At 61.7% G+C, this 16,760-nt stretch carries 11 protein-coding genes and 1 pseudogene; 3 read left to right on the top strand and 9 right to left on the bottom strand.

The genetic code is table 11. From position 1 onward, the window contains the following. Window positions 1-17 precede the first annotated feature (17 nt). The 7 genes from AC5RU7_RS17005 to AC5RU7_RS16975 form a co-directional block, all read right to left on the bottom strand. Entirely contained in the window at window positions 18-779 is a 762-nt protein-coding gene (locus tag AC5RU7_RS17005) for an ABC transporter permease (protein ID WP_494011136.1), read from the bottom strand. 72 nt (window positions 780-851) lie between these two features. Next, a complete protein-coding gene (locus AC5RU7_RS17000) occupies window positions 852-1,658 on the bottom strand; it encodes an ABC transporter permease (RefSeq protein WP_494053213.1) in 807 nt (268 codons plus the stop codon). Between the two features lie 15 nt (window positions 1,659-1,673). Continuing rightward, window positions 1,674-2,657: an ABC transporter substrate-binding protein gene (locus tag AC5RU7_RS16995; RefSeq protein WP_494011138.1), complete on the bottom strand. Its 984-nt coding sequence runs from the start codon at window positions 2,655-2,657 to the stop codon at window positions 1,674-1,676. A gap of 1,044 nt (window positions 2,658-3,701) precedes the next feature. Next, a complete protein-coding gene (locus AC5RU7_RS16990; protein WP_494011139.1) occupies window positions 3,702-4,994 on the bottom strand; it encodes an NtaA/DmoA family FMN-dependent monooxygenase in 1,293 nt (430 codons plus the stop codon). A 167-nt stretch (window positions 4,995-5,161) separates the two neighbouring features. Further along, window positions 5,162-6,559 (bottom strand): MmgE/PrpD family protein, encoded by a 1,398-nt coding sequence (locus AC5RU7_RS16985; RefSeq protein WP_494053212.1) that lies wholly within the window; start codon window positions 6,557-6,559, stop codon window positions 5,162-5,164. A 9-nt stretch (window positions 6,560-6,568) separates the two neighbouring features. Continuing rightward, window positions 6,569-8,029, bottom strand: a complete 1,461-nt coding sequence (locus AC5RU7_RS16980; protein WP_494011141.1) for a 4-hydroxyphenylacetate 3-hydroxylase N-terminal domain-containing protein — start codon at window positions 8,027-8,029, stop codon at window positions 6,569-6,571. A gap of 128 nt (window positions 8,030-8,157) precedes the next feature. After that, on the bottom strand, window positions 8,158-9,405 hold the full coding sequence (locus AC5RU7_RS16975; protein WP_494053211.1) for a flavin reductase: 1,248 nt from the start codon (window positions 9,403-9,405) through the stop codon (window positions 8,158-8,160). A gap of 584 nt (window positions 9,406-9,989) precedes the next feature. Between AC5RU7_RS16975 and AC5RU7_RS16970 the strand changes: the two genes are divergently transcribed. Both AC5RU7_RS16970 and AC5RU7_RS16965 read left to right on the top strand, forming a co-directional pair. Further along, window positions 9,990-11,972, top strand: coding sequence for a flavin-containing monooxygenase (locus AC5RU7_RS16970; RefSeq protein ID WP_494011143.1), 1,983 nt, complete (start codon window positions 9,990-9,992; stop codon window positions 11,970-11,972). Beyond that, window positions 11,969-13,372: a carboxylesterase family protein gene (locus tag AC5RU7_RS16965; protein WP_494053210.1), complete on the top strand. Its 1,404-nt coding sequence runs from the start codon at window positions 11,969-11,971 to the stop codon at window positions 13,370-13,372. The genes AC5RU7_RS16970 and AC5RU7_RS16965 overlap by 4 nt, the downstream gene beginning before the upstream one ends. Before the next feature lie 535 nt (window positions 13,373-13,907). Here AC5RU7_RS16965 and AC5RU7_RS16960 read toward each other — a convergent pair. Together AC5RU7_RS16960 and AC5RU7_RS16955 are read right to left on the bottom strand one after the other, a co-directional pair. Continuing rightward, window positions 13,908-14,888: an NAD(P)H-quinone oxidoreductase gene (locus AC5RU7_RS16960; protein ID WP_494011145.1), complete on the bottom strand. Its 981-nt coding sequence runs from the start codon at window positions 14,886-14,888 to the stop codon at window positions 13,908-13,910. A 201-nt stretch (window positions 14,889-15,089) separates the two neighbouring features. After that, window positions 15,090-15,338 (bottom strand): annotated as a pseudogene (locus AC5RU7_RS16955) (aldehyde dehydrogenase family protein); the annotation flags it as partial. Between the two features lie 397 nt (window positions 15,339-15,735). Here AC5RU7_RS16955 and AC5RU7_RS16950 point away from each other — a divergent pair. Next, a complete protein-coding gene (locus AC5RU7_RS16950; RefSeq protein ID WP_494053209.1) occupies window positions 15,736-16,605 on the top strand; it encodes a VOC family protein in 870 nt (289 codons plus the stop codon). Window positions 16,606-16,760: the final 155 nt, after the last annotated feature.

Genomic DNA, 16,760 nt, shown 5'->3' with positions numbered 1-16,760 from the left:
AGACGTGTCGTGGCCCATCAGCGGGCGCCGGATTTGTAGTACCAGGCCAGGATCTGCCTGTCGATAAAACTGAAGCCGATCACGAGGATGTAGCCGATGACACCCACCAGCAGTGCCCCACTCCAAGTCTCCGGGATCTGGAAAGTGCTGGAGGAGTTCAGGATGTAGAAGCCCAATCCGACGTTCGAGGCGAAAAGCTCGCTGACTACCATGACGACGATGCCGATTGGTAGGGCTACGCGGATGCCGGCGATGATCTGGGGCATGGCCCCGGGCAGCACCACACGACGGTAGTAGAGCATCCGCGGGATACCGAAGACGCGGGACACTCGTCGCGCCCCGACCTCCACGCCCAGACTTCCATCGATCGCGTTCAGCAGGATCGGCCAGACGCAGGCGAGGGCCACGGCGTAGATCTTCGAGGTCGAGCCCAATCCGAAGATGCCGATGATCAGCGGAACCAAGGCCGACTGTGGCACGGAGCGCACGAAGTGTATATAGGGGTCGAGAACCAGCCGCAGTCGTTTTGTCTCGCCCAGGATGAGCCCCAGGGCCACGCCCACCACGCTCGCGATCAGCAGACCTATCGCCAGGTTGAAGAGACTCGCGCTCATGGCCTCGAGCAGTACGCCGTTGGTAAGGTCCCGGACCATAACGTGGAGGATCCGCGAGAGCGGGGGAACGAACAGGTTGGTGCTGTTCGCCGAGGCGAACCACCAGAGGACGATTAGTAGGACGGGCAGCCAGAGCCACCACAGCACGTTTGTCAAAGTTCTCATAGGATGCTCCCGGACGGTTCGGGGTTGATGCACTGGAGGTTATCGGAGGGGGAGGTGCTGATCGTGGAAGGGTCAGTCATCACTCTGCCTGTTCCATCGGAGCAGCCGGCCCTCGGCCCGGCCCAGTAGAGAGGCCACAAGCCAGCCGAAGATGCCCGCGAAGAACAAGTAGGCGAACGCGTTGTCCCAACGCTCTGCTTCCTGGGCCAGTGTGATCAGTCGTCCCAGCCCTGGCACCTGGGTCAGGACCTCGACTCCGACTGCGGCCAGGATCGCGATGGACGCTGAGATCCGCACGCCGGTAGCGATGAACGGCATGGCTGCCGGCAACAACACTCTGCGGAACCACAGGCCCCTCGGGATCTGAAAGACCTTCGCGGTGGATACGATGCCCGGATCCAGTCTCCGCGATCCGAGGATCGACTGCACCAGCACGGGCCAGACCGCGGCCAGCACCACCATTGTGATCTTCATGTTCGTGGTGGCACCCAGCACCAGCATCATCACCGGCATAAGCGCGATGGTCGGGAAGGCGCGGCCAAACTCAACGATCGACGCGGTTGAGCGGTCCAGCGGACGGATCGTCCCGATCAGCAGCCCCAGGACGACGCCGATTGCACAGGAGAGCAGCCAGCCCGCCGAGGCGGCGAAGAGCGTGTGGCCGAAGCCGTCCCAAAAGTTCGACGTAGTGACCACGGTAGAGATGGAGGTCAGGATCTCGGGGATGCCGGGGGTGATCTTGGGTAGGATCCCGCTCATCACGGCCAGTTGCCAGATGAGCAGGATCGCTGCCAGGGCAGTCATTCGCTGGAGGGTCAGCGTCCAGTCAATGCTCGGCTGGCGGCTGAACGCCATTGGGGTGGTTGTAGTTGTAGCCATAGGTCACATCTCCGCTCAGGCGCGGGGAGTTCCTTCCCACAAGATCTCGTCAACGCTCTTGGGGCTGGAGATCATGCCGAACTCCTCCAAAGCGTCAGTTGTTTTCTGTGACACCTCGGGATCGACTGCCACCTGCTGCTCAACCAGCGGGCCCTTGGAATCCTCGATGGAGTTTCCGGTCACCTCGCTGCGCACCTCGTAGACGGCGTCCACGTTGGCCTCGTCGTTGTAAAAGTCAACGGCCTTGGCCATGGCTTCATTGAACTTCTTGGCCGTCTCTCCATTCTGCTGTAGCCATGGGTCCGTGGCGGCCCACAAAGTGATGCCGAGCCCGGCGCGATACTCACGGGAAGGATTGGCAATTACGTGAAACGAGTCATCGGAGATGACCTGGTTGTAGAAGCTGTCCGACGGGAAGATGGCATCCACCTGGGAACTCGACAGCGAGGTACGCATCGAGGCATAGGGCAGTGCGACCTGCTTGACGCTGTCCAGGTTCACGCCAGCGTCAGTCAGAGCCTGCAATACCGGGACGTTGCCTCCGGAGCCGAGAGAGTTGAAGGCGATCGTCTTGCCTTCCAATCCGGACAGGTCGGTGATGCCGCTGTCCTTGCGTACAACGACTCCGGAGGTGTCGACCACCTTCGAGATGAGACCCGCGCCGGAGATCAGCTTGATGGGGAGGTCCTGAGCAGTAGCGGTCACGGCGGCGTCCCAAGAAACCGTGCTGATGTCAGCCGATCCTCCTACAAGCTGGCTCAGGTTGTCCTGGGCCGTGCCGCCAGGGCGGATCTCCACATCCAAGCCGACCTCATCGAAGAACCCTTTTTGTTCGGCGATGTACAGCGGCTCGTAGTTAATGGGTGCATGCAACACGGTGATCGTCTTCCCCGCGGCGGACTCAGCGGCGTCGCCTCCACAGGCCGTGACCGCCATGACACCTGCACACGCCATGGCAAGAGCAGTCCAACGGGGCACCATACGGTTCATCTTCTTCATGCGCCTATTTCTCCTGATTCCAATATGACTGGATATAACACTCTCGTGGAAAGAATGCATAACCCACACCATAACGTAAAAGTGAGCTACTGCACAGCACTTTTCGTGAGGCACGTCATAGTGGTCCAGCAGCGACAGCAAAAGTGCGTGTAGAAGGGCGTGCTGGCCAGTCGGTTTCGGCGAGGTTGTTGCCCCATAGCGACAGGATTGCAACCAAGTCCAGCGGATTAGATGTCCCGGCCGCGCACCGGGCCGTGGCGATGCCCGGACCCTGGGAGCCTCCACAACCTGGTAGTCGGATGTATGACGGTTCCGGTGAGCAGCGCGCCGTAACTGCCGGCCCCTTTAGCCGTAACTGCCGGCCCCTTTAATGGCCCAGAGAGGCCCCGACGTCTCCTCCGTGCGGTTAGCTACCCGCGTTTGTACTTGATCTGCCCGTGCGCGTGTCCGTGAACCGCTCCGTGCCCAGATGCTCAGCGGCGGCGGCATGCACAGCATAGGTGTGGGTGAGGGCGTGCGTGTCCACGCCGATGACGAAGGGGACAACAGGCCACAGTGGTCATTGTGATGCGGGGTTCATTCCTCGCAAACGGGTAGATATTCCTGGTTGCGGTACGGCCGGCGCCGCCCGGACGAAGTTCAGTCCGAGGCATTCCTGTATGGGTCACAGTCCTGAATCAGGGCTGGGCAGCCTTCTGATCAAGCGGTCGGTGTGACCCGAGCAGGCCGCCGGTCGCCATCCCCAAAAGCAGGGGAATTCGGAGCCAGCCCTCCAAGCCACCGGGTCCGGCCCGGCGGGAGTTGATCGCTGACTAAGGCACGGCTTGCGGGGCCATGAATAACGTCGATGCCGTGAGGAAAACGAAGGTCGCAGGCCTTGCACCGGCGTGGCTCAAGTCGGCCGACCCTGGTGGTACACGCACTAACGGCTGCAGCGCTTATCTGCTGCTGGAGAGACTGCTTATCTGCCCATAAGCCCACCCGGGCACAGACAAAGTCCGAGCCCAGCGGCTGGAGCGCGGCGGCAGTTTCGATTAGAGCAGATCAGGCAGCAGGACGAGGTAGGCCGAAATGCTCGCGCAAGGTAGTTCCCTCGTACTCTGTCCGGACGTAGCCGCGGTCCTGCAGCTCCGGAATCAGCAGGTCGCACATCTGACGCATACCGCCCGGATTGTAGGGCGAGTTTAGATTGAAGCCGTCACAGGCTCCGGACTCGAACCAGTCCACCATGTTGTCCGCAATCGTCTGGGGCGTGCCGATGATCCATTGGTGACCGGCTGAACGTGCCATGTCAATGATCAGTTCGCGCAGGGTCATATTCTGGTCGATGACCTTGCGCCGGTACACGTGGTAACGGCTTCCCAGTTCCGGCTCATCTCTTAGCCACTCGGAAGGGATCGTGTCGTCATAGTCCAACAAGGACAGGTCCAGTCCGGCGAGGCCGGAGGAGACCTGCTGTCGCCCGTACTCCAGATTGACGTAGCTGCCCAGCTCTTCGGCCAGCTCCTCTGCCTCCTTCATGGTGTTTCCGATGATCGGAAGGATGCCGGGCAGTATTTTGGTGTGGTCAGGATCCCGCCCCTTGTCCGCCAGCATCTTCTTGAACTGGGTATAGAACTCGACCGAGCGTTCCTTGACTGGTTGGGCGGTGTAGATCGCATCGGCCACCGAGCTTCCCAGCTCCAACCCAGGGCCCGAGGATCCCGCCTGGACGATCACCGGGTGGCCTTGGGGGGATCGTGGGCCAGGGGCCGGACCCTCCACCTGGAAGTACTCGCCCTTGTGATTGATTCGACGTACGTTGGTGGGATCGATGAAGTTGCCAGAGGCCCGGTCGCTGATGACGGCGTCATCACCCCAGGAGTCCCACAGCGCTTTCACAACGTCCGCGAACTCTCGGGCCCGGCGGTAGCGTTCGGCCGGTTCGGGGATCGCGTCGAATCCATAGTTCTGGAATCCGTCGAAGGAGGTGACCAGGTTCCACCCGGCACGTCCCCCGGACATGTGGTCGACGCCTGCGATCTGGCGGGCCACCGTGTACGGGCTTTCGAAGGAAGTCGACATGGTGCCAATCAGCCCGATGTCGGTGGTCCGGGCGGCAATGGCGGATAACGTGGAGATCGGCTCGAAGTAGCCGTTGGTCTTGATGTCGCCGCGCAGTGTGGGGTTGGCATTGGCGATGTCACCCAAGAAGACGGCATCAATCTTGGCCTTCTCGGCCATCTGTGCAAGCTCGACGATGAAGTCCAGATTTGGGACCTCCTCGATTCGGCTACCGTCCCGGCGCCACGAGTCTTTGTGGTGGCCTGCCGGGATGAGGAATGTTGTCAGCGCCATGCGGCGAGTGGGCTTCGCAGTCATTGTGCGGTAGGCCTTTCCCTTGACGTCGGTGGTGTCTGCCAGGAGCGGACACCCTGGATAGGTGCTCAATTTGGGCTGGGCCGCCAACGGTCCTGCAGACCCTCAGATCAGTGGACACCGTGGTGTGTCTGGTTCGTTCGTGGTCAGCGGTGTCCGGCCGGCTCCGCCAGCAGCGCGACCAACTCGGACAGGTCCTCCAGCTGTTCCAAATGGTGGACCAGCTCCAGCACACGGTCAGCAATGGAGTCCTCCAGAGTTCCGTTCCACGCGATGTTGTTACGGAACTTCGCCTCGATGCGCTCACGGCCCAACGGGGCGAAGTGGATGTCCCCAAGGACCTGGTCGACACGAATTCGGTGGCGATCACCGGAGACGAGCCGCGCCTCGACCTCGGCCGTTCGAGCCTGTTCCCGGGGCAGCGAACCGACGATCTCAATCTTGTCCAGCGTCCTCTGCAGCGCTGGATCGCGCATGTGCGCCTCGTTCATGTGCTGCAGTCCAACGGTTCCGTACATCAGCGCCGTGGCGACAGCGAACCTGATACTGAAGGCGCCGGAGACCTCCGGGCAGCTTCCAACGGTAAACTCCTGCCCGACGAACCCGGCCTTGGTCTGCGGATTCACATGGATCTCGATGCTCTCCACGTCGTCGGGAGTGAGTCGATGCGCCTCGACCAGTTGCACCGTGGCATCCAGCGATGCCTGGCTCGCCCGGCAGGTCGGCCACGGCTTAATGACGGCGTCGGCGTAGAACTCCTGACCCAGACCATCGGTGATCTTCTCGGGTTGCGGCGCGGCGCTCCACTGGGCAAGGAAGCCGAAACGTCCCCCGATTGGGTCTTCTGGCCCCCCGAACCCCGTCCCGGCCAGCTCAGCGGAGAACACGGCGTTGCGAGCGGACAGGGAGATCGGCAGCTTGAACGCCAGGGTCTTGTCATTGATGTTGTCGATGGTCCCGGAGACCTGGTTGATGGCCAGACCGAGTCCGTGGTGCAAGGTGGCAGCGTCCTGCTTCATAAGCAGTCCGGCCGTGGCCACGCCGCCGAGAGCATTGATCGTCCCGGTGTTGTCTCCGCCGCCGTAGACGTCGAAGCCGGTGGCATGACCGAGCCTGGCGGCCAGATCGTCCCCGTAAATCAGCGCGGTGAGCAGGTCCCGGCCACCGCGTCCGCGTGCCTCGGCCATGGCAAGCGCCACCGAGACGGTAGTGCCGGTGATGTGCGAGGGGATCTGCACTCCCTCGGCGTGGTCAGCCCCGACCGGCTCGAAATCGTATGACCTCATCAGCGCCGCATTGGACAGTGCGGCATGCATCGCGGGCACCTTGGCGCCTGTGGTCAGCACGGTCGCCTCTGGACGGCCACCCCAGCCGGTGACCAGGTCGATCAATGAGGAGCTGCCCTCAGCCTGAGTCCCGGCGGCAATCAGCCCCAGAGCATCCAGGACGCGCGTCTTGGCCCGGTCTACCGCTTCCGAGGGCAGCGATTCAAAGTCCGCTGCCGCCAGATGGTCGGTCAGGACCGCCGTAAGTGTCTTGTCCATGGCTTTGGATCACGCCTGGCCTGCGGTCGGAAGCTTCTGACGATCGAGGAACTCCCACACGGTTCCCTTGTCTCCGTTGCGCTGTCCCTTGATGTGCTCAAGCATGCGCGCGCGTCCGACCGAACCGAGGTAGAACCGCTCATACAGCTCGATACGCGAGCCCAGGGCCGAACCGGCGAAATCCCAGGCAGTTCGGAAGATCCGGGAACGTTCCTGGGCGCTGATGTCCCCCGCTCCCGGAAGGTACTTCTCGAGCATCGAAGCCAGCTCCGGATTATCGAACGCCGCTAGGGAGGGGGTGGCCAGCAGATTGTGCGACCCGACAGTTTTGATGATGTCGTTCACCCGGATCATCCACTCCGGCATGATCGTGCGCACCACCCCGATGTCATCGTGCACAAAGTAGGCACCACCGCCCCAGTTATGGGCTCGGCGCTCAGCGGAGTCGATGATCGCCCGGGTCATCACCAGGAAGCTGTGGACCTCACCGAGCATAGTGATCACGTCCTGACGCGCATTTGACCCAGTGACCCGAACCATCTCGGTGAGCAAATCATAGGCAAACTCCAGCTTCACCGCGGCACGGATGGCCGTCTGCTGCTGTGTACATCCTGTAGCGGTTCCCTGATTTACCGAGTTGTAGAGATCCAGCTCGCCATCAATGAAGATGCGGTCATGCGGGATGAGCACGTCGTTGAATATGACCACCCCGTCCTGCTCGTCAAACCGGGACGAGAACGGCCGGTCCTCGCGGGAGGCATCCACACCGTAGTGATCACGGCAGATAATTGCGATGCCCTCGGCCTCCACGGGGATGGCGAAAGACAGGGCGTACTTCTCGTATCCGGGCTTGATGGGAGTTGCCGGGTAAACATAGATCTCATCGGCTATCGGGCCAAGGGTCGCCAGAACCTTCGCGCCGCGCACGATCACGCCCTCATCGGTGCGGTCCACTACCTGAAGAGTGAGGTCGGCGTTGGCCCCGTCCAGCTCACCGATCGATTTGTCGATGTTGGCGTGGACGATGGTGTGCGTCAGGGCCAGATCGTTCTCGGCCACGTACTTCTGGTACGCCTTGATACGCTCGAAGTACACCGTGGCGGAGGCGGCCTTCTCCCACAGATCTGTGCGTGAGACGTGTCCAGCCAAGACCACATTCACGTAGTCGGGAGTGCGGCCGAGCATGCCCATGGAATAGCGGGCGAACCGGTCAAAGGCACGGTGCCGGCGCTCGATGTCCTCTTGGTTGGCGGGACGCAGGTGAGATACAGAGATCAGGTCGCCGGTGTCGGGACTCTCGAACAGGCAGTCGTCCCAATGCTCCCACTGGTAGTCGAAGTACTCGGCCATTCCCGCAAGGGAGCCGGCGAAGTCCGGATGTTCAGTCACATCGATCTGCTCGCTTCCGTACCAGACCTTGCGTCCGTCCTTCAGTCCCGCTAGGTATTCATATCCACGTCGTGCTCCCACTGAGCTCTCCTTTATCTCTGACGTTGGCTGAGACACAGATCGCATAAGCGAGCCCCCGATCGTTCTCATGTGTGGTTGTTCTGTTGCTGACGGCATCCGGCCGGCTGCTCCGCCGGCCTTGCGATGGCTCAGGCCGAGCGCAGGCCGGCTGCGGCGTACCGCCGATAGTCCCTGGCAGCCGGACCCGCCAAGGTGCGACTGACTTCTGCTGCTGCCTCCTGAAGGGCCGACGCCCATCCCCGGACCGTGGCTACATCCACACCAGAGGGCAGGTTGCCGAGCCGAATAACAAGTCCGGAGTTGGTAGGTTGGTCAGCCTCGGGGGCGAAGACCGGTACGACCACGGATGCCAGGTCGATATCGGTCTCCCCCTCGTCCAGCGAGCATCCGAAGTACTGGCGGCTCTGTGCGATGGTGGTGCGGACCGCGCGATCACGGGCGGGCGTCAGCTCAGCGTCGGCCCACTCGGCCAGGGCCTCACTGAGTGCGTCATAGCCGGCCGGATCCTGGTCGATGCGGGAGATGGCGTATCCCTGTTCGCGCACGCGGGTGAGAGCCTGCCGATAAAAGGTGATGACATCCTCGTCCTGCGGGAAGATCCGGCCCAGCCAGGCATCGACCTGGTCTGGGCTCCATGCCACCGCCGCCTCGCCCAACGGCGGGATCAAAGGAATCCGGACGCCGATGCGTTCGTCAGCGTCGGTGTTGCCGCCGTACGACGTGGCACCGATCGTTTGGTCCAAGGAACTGATCTGGACCAGGGCTGCGGCGGAGCAGCCGAACCTCTGGGCAAGTGCGTCGAGCTGCGGGCGAGTGGCCTCGGCCAGCCGGACCGCCGAAATCAGCGACTCGTCCACGTGAGCGGACAGGCCGGTGGTCGAGAAGCCGCCGTAGCCGCCTTGGAAGAACAGCAGCGGGGTCACGCCTCGGTCGATGGCCATGTCGTCAACCGAGACCAGGGTGATGTAGTGGTCACCGGCCTCCACCTCCTCGGTGATACGCCCATGGATATGCGCGACGGCGCCGTCGATCATGGGGGCGCCTGAGGGCGAGAGAGTCCATCCGACCTTGTCGAACTTCTCCGGATCCTTGGAAGCCAGAGTGCGGCAGGCCCGCATCTGGTCGTGGGCGAACACGGAGATGCAGACGTGGTCTGCTCCACGCAGTTTCGGGTAGGTCGATGACGTGGTCATGGGCATGAACGAAACCAGCGGCGGCTCCAGGGAGACTGAGCTGAAAGTGCCCACCACCATACCCACGGGGGCGTCGTTGACCATGGCTGAGACCACGACGACGCCGGTCGGGTAATGGCCCATGACATCGCGGAATGCGCGGGGGTCGAATTGTGGCGTCTGGTCCACCCTAGCAATGCTCATGGTGTGCTCCTGGGAGAGTGTTCGTGTGTTGTCGGCTTCCCGGGCAGTTTGCAATATCTGACCAAGAATATATTTGAGACACTCATGAGGATAGTCCGTTCGCCCCTCGGAGTCCACCACCAGTTTTTTCGATATGGGTTCGCGTTCATGGAGATTGGGATAATACATTATTGCTTGCAGTATGCATCCTGGGTGGCATACTGTTCACCAAGTGTGATGTGCAGGACTAGGGCTCGGGCGCGCTGGCGTTCCGTCCCATGTGGCGCCTACGGATTTTCGACGCAAGGAGAACTGTGAACAGCATCCAGGCTGTCCAGCGAGATGAGAGCGTGATCGGCACCCGACCGATCGCCTCACGGAGCCCCTGCGGCAAACCTCTGCCGGCATCCGGGCAACAACGTTTAAAGCCACCGCCCCGGCGGATCTTCAACCGGATCGCAATGTCCCTGCCGCGTTCTGACGAGTAAGAGCAGACTGTCCGGGGACGACGCACCTTCCTCGACGAACGGCTCCCCGGTCGACGGCTTAGCGCCGTCCGACCGCGCTTCGACCACCCTAACCACGTTTCATCTCGAGGAGATCTAATGGCAAGCAAGCCCACCAACGGTGATTTGTACTGGACCGAGGAGTACCCGGCGATCACCGAGTCAGATAAATCGCTGCAGGAGTACGCCGCAAGGGCTGAAGCTCCCGTGCTGCTGGCCGCGTTGGCCACAACCCTCCAGGACCTGTCCTATGTGCCGGCTGAACTATCCCCGCCGCTTCCCCCGCTGGGCACGGCGCTGCTGCCCCACGGAGGAATGTCGCCCGAACAGGTCAAACGTGCCCAGGACCTGGCGCTGACCGGACTAAAGCGGCTTAGAGATGAGGGAATCCGCAGCGTGCAGCAGCTGAGCGCCGAAGACGCGTCCGCGATCCTGGACTGGTTCACCGGCGGCCGCGCCGCCCGGGACCGGTCGTGGATGGGACAAATGAAGCATGAATTCGCCCCTGCTGCGGATCGCAACGGCTCCGCAAAGTGGAACTATGCTGACTACCCCGACCACCGGGCCGAGGCACCATTCACGACCCTGATCGTTGGCGCAGGAATCTCCGGCATCGCCGCCGCCTATCGCCTGCAGGAGGCTGGGCTGCCGTACCGCTGGATCGAGGCTTCCCACCGGTTCGGCGGCACCTGGTGGAAGAACCACTACCCGGGTGTGCGTTTGGACACCCCCACCTACGGCTACAGCTTCTCCTTCGCACAGCGGGTCGACTGGCCAAACCAGTTCGCCACCGGCGCGGAGGTTCTGGATTACTTGGAGTCCCTGGCGGACAAAGCCGACTTCACAGAGGCGATCGAGCTGAACACGTCCCTGACGCGCGCCGTGTGGGATGAGGAATCAGCCACTTGGAAGGCCACCACGCGCACCAAGGCAGGCCATGAGACCACCGAGAGCTACAACGCGATCATCACCGGTGTGGGGCAGCTGGACCATCCCTTCATTCCGGTATGGCCCGGACAGGCTGACTTCAAGGGAGTCCAGATGCACTCCCAGGAGTGGGACCACTCGGTGGACCTGAAGGGCAAGAAGGTGGCCGTGATCGGCACAGGCGCCTCCGCCTACCAAATCGTCCCAGCCGTCATCGGGGACGTGGACAAGATGTACCTGTTCCAGCGCAGTGCTCCCTGGATGCTGCCGGCACCGACCTACCACGAGCGAATGTCCGACGCTGCCCAGTGGCTGCACGAGAAGGTCCCGGCATACGGACAGCTGTTCCGCCTCTTCGTCACAGCCGGCGGTATTGAAGGGCGCATCCACATCGCAACGGCTGAAGAGGGCTGGGACGGTGCGCCACTGAGCGTCTCAAAGGCCAACGAGGAATTCCGGCAGGCCATCATTGAACGGATGCGCGAGCAGTATGAAGGCCGCCCTGACTTGCTGGAGAAGGCCATCCCGAATTACCCACCCTCGGCCAAGCGCATGCTCCGCGACAACGGCGTATGGGCCGCAGCCCTGCGCGAGCCGCAAACGGAGGTCATCACAGAAGGTTTAAAATCCTTCACAGAGAGCGGAGTGGTCACCGACGACGGACGAGAGCTCGATGTCGATGTCGTCATCTACGCGACCGGGTTCCGTCCGTCCGATTACTTGGACCCCATCAAGATCGTAGGCCGCAACGGCTTGGAGATCCATGACTACTGGGGCGGAGACGCCAAGGGCTTCGCGGGCATCACTGTTCCCAACTTCCCGAACCTGTTCATGCTGCTCGGCCCCAACACCGGCGGAGTGGTCGCCGGTGGACTGCACTTCATGATCGAACGTGCGGCGGAGTACGCCGTCGAGGCCATCCATCAAATCCTGGAACGCGACGTGCGTGCCCTGGACCTGAAGCAGGAAGCCCTCGACGAGCACATGGCCTGGGTCGACGCGGAGAGCGAGAAGATGACTTGGGGTCAGCCGTACGTCAAGACCTGGTATAAGAACAGGTTCAATCGGGTATCTCAAGTGTGGCCGTTCCACACCACTGAGTACTGGCGTATTACCGAGAATGTGAACAGTGCTGACTACGAGTTCCTGAAATGACAGCTCTCGATGTGACAGTCCAGTATGCCCGGCTCTCCGACCCGGATTACAGGTTCTCCGAGGCCGAGCCTGTCCCGGTAACGGCGGAAGGGCTACAGGCTTCCGTCGAGCCTCTGGCCTTCCTGCAACTGCCAGGCGCCCTGAACGCCCTGCTGGGGGCAGCAAACACCGAGCCCGCACAGTCGCACGATGCCTTCCAGTTGCGCGTGCAGGCACCGGAGATGGCGGAGGGGCTGCCTGTGGTGGTGTTTATTCCCGGCGGCGGGTTCACCACGGGGACGGGCAACGCCCGCTGGTTCACTGCCCCTTCCCTGGTCCACAATGACCGGTGCGTGTTGGTAACCGTCAACTACCGGATCGGCATCCTGGGACATCTGGGAATCGATGGAAACCCGCTTGACTCCCAGCGGCCGCTGCGTGACCTGACCGTGGCACTGCGTTGGGTGAAGAAAAACATCATCCTGTGCGGCGGGGATCCAGAAAAGATCACTCTCGCCGGCGACTCTGCCGGCGCATGGTATGCGTATGCGCTGTCCACTCTCGAGGAGACCCGGGGCTTGTTCCGTCGCACCGCACTGATCAGTCTCCCATGGGAGCCAGCATTGACAGCCGAACAGTACCGGGACAGGTGGGCACTGGCGACCAGCTCGCTGTCCGACTGCGGCGGACTCGCTGAGGCCTCGTGGGAATCGGTCCTTGGTGCCCAAGCTAGCCTCGCTCAAGCTTACGCCGGTCGCGGGATGCCATTGATGCCGGCGGTCGGCGGCGAACTGGATGAGGATCTGCATAATTACGCCACCACTGCACCGAAGCTACACGTGGAGTCCCTGGCGCTTCTCTCGACGTCCGAGGAATCCGCAGCTTTCCTGCTCTCTGCCCCTGAGACGGCCTTCTCGGATGAAGCCGCCGATGGCTTCACCCAGACCCGGTTCGAGGACCCGGAGGCGGTGCGCGCCTGGATCGACCTCAAAGTCCCGGGGGCGTCCGGCAAGGCCCGGATGGTGGAACTGATGACCCTACACCAGTTTCGGCTAGCGCACCTGGAGCTGGCCAAGGCCGCTGCAGTTGCCGGCATCACCGTGTATCTGGCTGGGTTCTCCGTGCAGAGCCCGCTGCCAGGCGCAGGCAGTCCCCACTGCATGCCGATGCCATTCCTGTTCGATTGTCTCCAGCAATGGAAGGATGCACCCATGCTGGAGGGGCTGGACCCGGAGAAATTTGCCACCACCTCGGTAGCCTTGAGGGGCTGGTTCGCCGGGTTCGTCCAAGAAGGCCGCATCCGGGTGGCCAACGGATATGGGAATCCCTTCACTGCCTCCAACCCCCTCCGTCTGGAGTTCGACGGCGGCCGACCCCACTACGAGATTCCCTCCGAGCTGGGGCTGGTCGCTCGGCGCTGAAAGAGAGCCCCGCCGCCTGGTTCGTGAGCCGGAAACCCGGCAAGGCCCAGGACCACGCTTCTTGTTCCACAATCCAAGGGGAGAGCCGTGGGGATGTCCCTATGACTTTTCTATGTCTGCCAGAGCACTGTCCGGTTCGGTGGCGGCTGTCGTGGGTCCTGTAAAGGCGCGGGCGAGGTAGCGAGTGAGAAAGTCCTGGTCACAAGGCGTCGACCTTTTGCCGCGAGGCAAACATGCGCAAAATCTGGTCCGCCAACGTCGAGGTCAACGGCGGCGGAGTCGCCGCAGAAGGCTTCCTCCGCGCAGTCTCGGACCTGATCCGGACCACAGCTACACCAACGTCTCCACCTCCTCCGGCAATTCCGGATCCAGCCGATCCCGCCAAGAGGCCAAGGAAAGAGTCTTCGACGTCTCCAACATCGCCGAAGTCGGAATCTTCACGTCGCTTTCCGCCGCCGAAAAAGATCGCCGGCGGCAGAGACAAGCAACGGGTGCCGCCTTCGAATACCCAATACATGCGACACCCTCCACTGCTCTAGTCGGTTTGTCGGCAATCCAGCAGAATCTTGCCAATGTGGGCCTTGGTTTCGAAATGGGCGTGCGCCCTGGCTGCTTCAGAAAGTGGGTACACCTTTTCTGTTACCGGTCTGATGGCCCCGGCTGTCAGGAACGGGAGGACAAGACGTTTCACGCTTGCCATAATGGCTGTCTTCTGTTCGGGGGAGCGGTCCCGCAGCAGGGTCCCTGACACGGACGCCTTCTTCTTCATCAGGGCCGCTAAGTTCAAAGTGCCTTCGGGCCCGCCCTGCATGCCGATGGTCACGATCCGTCCGAATGGCGCAAGGGCCTCAACATTTCTCGGCAGATACTGTCCTCCGACAGTATCGAGGACGATGTCTGCGCCGCCTTCAGCGAGCATCCTTTTGGCAAAGTCCTCCTTCTCGTAATTAATCAAGACGTCCGCGCCGAGACGACGGGCCACCTCGAGCTTCTCCTCGCTGGATGCGGTGACTGCTACCCGCCCTCCCAGGGCCTTGATGAGTTGGATGCCGAAGACTCCGATACCCCCTGTGGCTCCGTGGATCAGAACAGTCTCACCGGGAGCGAAACGGCCTGTGTCACAAATATTCGAAACCAGTGTGGCTGCAACCTCTGGTACGCCCGCCGCTTCGATCAACTCGATACCCCTCGGGATCGCGAGGACATGGCCCGCGTTCACGGCGACGTATTCTGCGTATCCGCCGGAGGCGAGAAGCGCCATGACTTGGTCGCCTTGGACGAAGCCGTCGATACCCGTGCCCCCTTCTGCAATGGTTCCAGAAACTTCCATTCCAAAAATTTCCGAGGCGCCTGGAGGAAGGTTGTATCGTCCGAGCCGCTGCAGTGAGTCGGCCCGGTTCAAACCTGCTCCTGCTACGCGAATGAGAACCTCTCCGTCCTGTGGAACCGGGTCCGGGAGCTCCTCCACAACGAGGGTTTCCGGGCCGCCGGGTGACCTAAATCGAACAGCTTTCATGATTCGTATTCCTAGTGCCTAAGAAGCTTCGGTAGTCATCACCAACGGGCTCGAACACGTCGAATGGTGGGCGCATTCTGATCCGGCTGCCGCCTTTTGCATGGAGGCCGCGGCAACTCCGACAACGCAGATTATTCGAACATTAGTTGATGCTGCCTTAATGAGGTCAAACAGTTCCCCGTTGCGGGCCAGCATCCGCAGTTACCGTTGCGGCGGGCCGGTGCCGACTTCGCGGCTGAGGCCGGATTGTTTGACGCCGCCGAAGGCTGCTGCGGCGTTGGAGACGACGCCGGCGTTGAAGCCGACCATGCCGAACTCGATCTGTTCCGCGGCGGTGCAGGCTTCGCCCATGTTGCGCATCTTGGCAGCCATGGCTCCTTCCACGGCTTTGTCCAGGTCTGCGTCTTCGAAGACGATGAACGGTGCGTTGCCGCCAAGTTCCATCGAACTGTACGCGTCCTCCCGCTGCAGGTCATCAACTGTGGGCCCGGCACCAAAGCATGCGAACGGCGTCGTGCCTTCCACGTGGTGGTGGCCAGTCGGCCCGTGGTGAGGTTCCCGGCGGAACCTTCCACCCCGAGCACATCGCCGGGCTTGACCACGGACGCGCCGGCGGGGGTGCCGGTGAGGATGAGGTCGAGTCCGAATCGTATACGAAACTCTGCAGGACGTTAGGGCCCTAGTCAAGCGGGGACTTGCACCGTTCTTCGACGTTTTGTTTTTTTCCTGGATTATCTATTCTGACTACGATAGTGTTTTATATTGATGATGAAGCGGGTATCACGCTATCCGTAAGGGCTGTGCGAACGAGTAGGAGACAAGGATGTCTTGGGGATTGATAAGTGCCATGGGGCACGTAAGCATTCAGACGACGGACCTCGCTAACTCGGTATTTGACGCGACCCAGATCCTTGGACTCCGGGAAACGGAACGGACCTCCGATGCCGTGTACCTCGCCGCCGGCAACGTCCACCATGAACTGGTTTATGTCGAGTCTGATGTCAACGGCGTTGATGGTTTCGGCCTGCTCGCGGCCAATGGCGATGCGTTGCGGGAGATCCGGCGGCGCGTGGAGGACGAGAACTTGACGATCCTCAGCAACAAGCCCCGCGGGGCTGGTATTGAGGACGGTTTTTCTTTCATCGGGCCCGAGGGCTTCCTGTTCGAAATTTACGTAGGCATGCAGGAGAACATCGCCCTCCAGCAGTCCTTCGGCCCGGACCGGTACGGCCACTTCAACTTCCACCCCCGGGACGTCGGCGGCATGATGCGTTTCCTGCAGCGGATGCTGGATTTTCGCCTTTCGGACGTCATCGGTGACGACTTCGCCTATTTCATGCGCTGCAACCCTGACCACCACGGTATTGCCCTGGTCCGCGGCGAGGGAACCCTGCACCACCACGCATGGCAGACGCAAAGCATTTCCGATCTCGGAAAGCTCGGTGACCGGCTGAACAAACTGGGCCGGGAGCTGATTTGGGGCCCGGTACGACACGGTGCCGGCCATAACATCGCCGCATACTACGTCGAGACCTCCGGGGCTGTCGTCGAGCTTTACACGGATCTGGAACAGATCTACGACGACTCCCGCCCTCCGGTCGTGTGGGGCGAGGACGAAAATTGGTACAACATGTGGAGTTCCTACCGCCCCTTGGACTTCCGCAATTTCGGCCTCTCACCCGTAGATCGCCGGTCCCTCAGCAGCCTCCACCGCTGAGTATTTCGTCATTCCGGCTGTGCCGGCCCCTCCTCCTGCCCGCTTAAGCACTTTGGCCAGCGTTATGCTTTCTTGAGTAGCCTCGCCCTGTGATCTGCATCATGCGTACGGGGGATGAAGGTTCGGGACGTAACCAACAATGCCGTCGGAACGAA

The organism is Arthrobacter sp. K410C (assembly GCF_059090105.1).
Note: the sequence above shows the minus strand (reverse complement) of the source record. Positions and strands in the feature narration are given on the sequence as shown.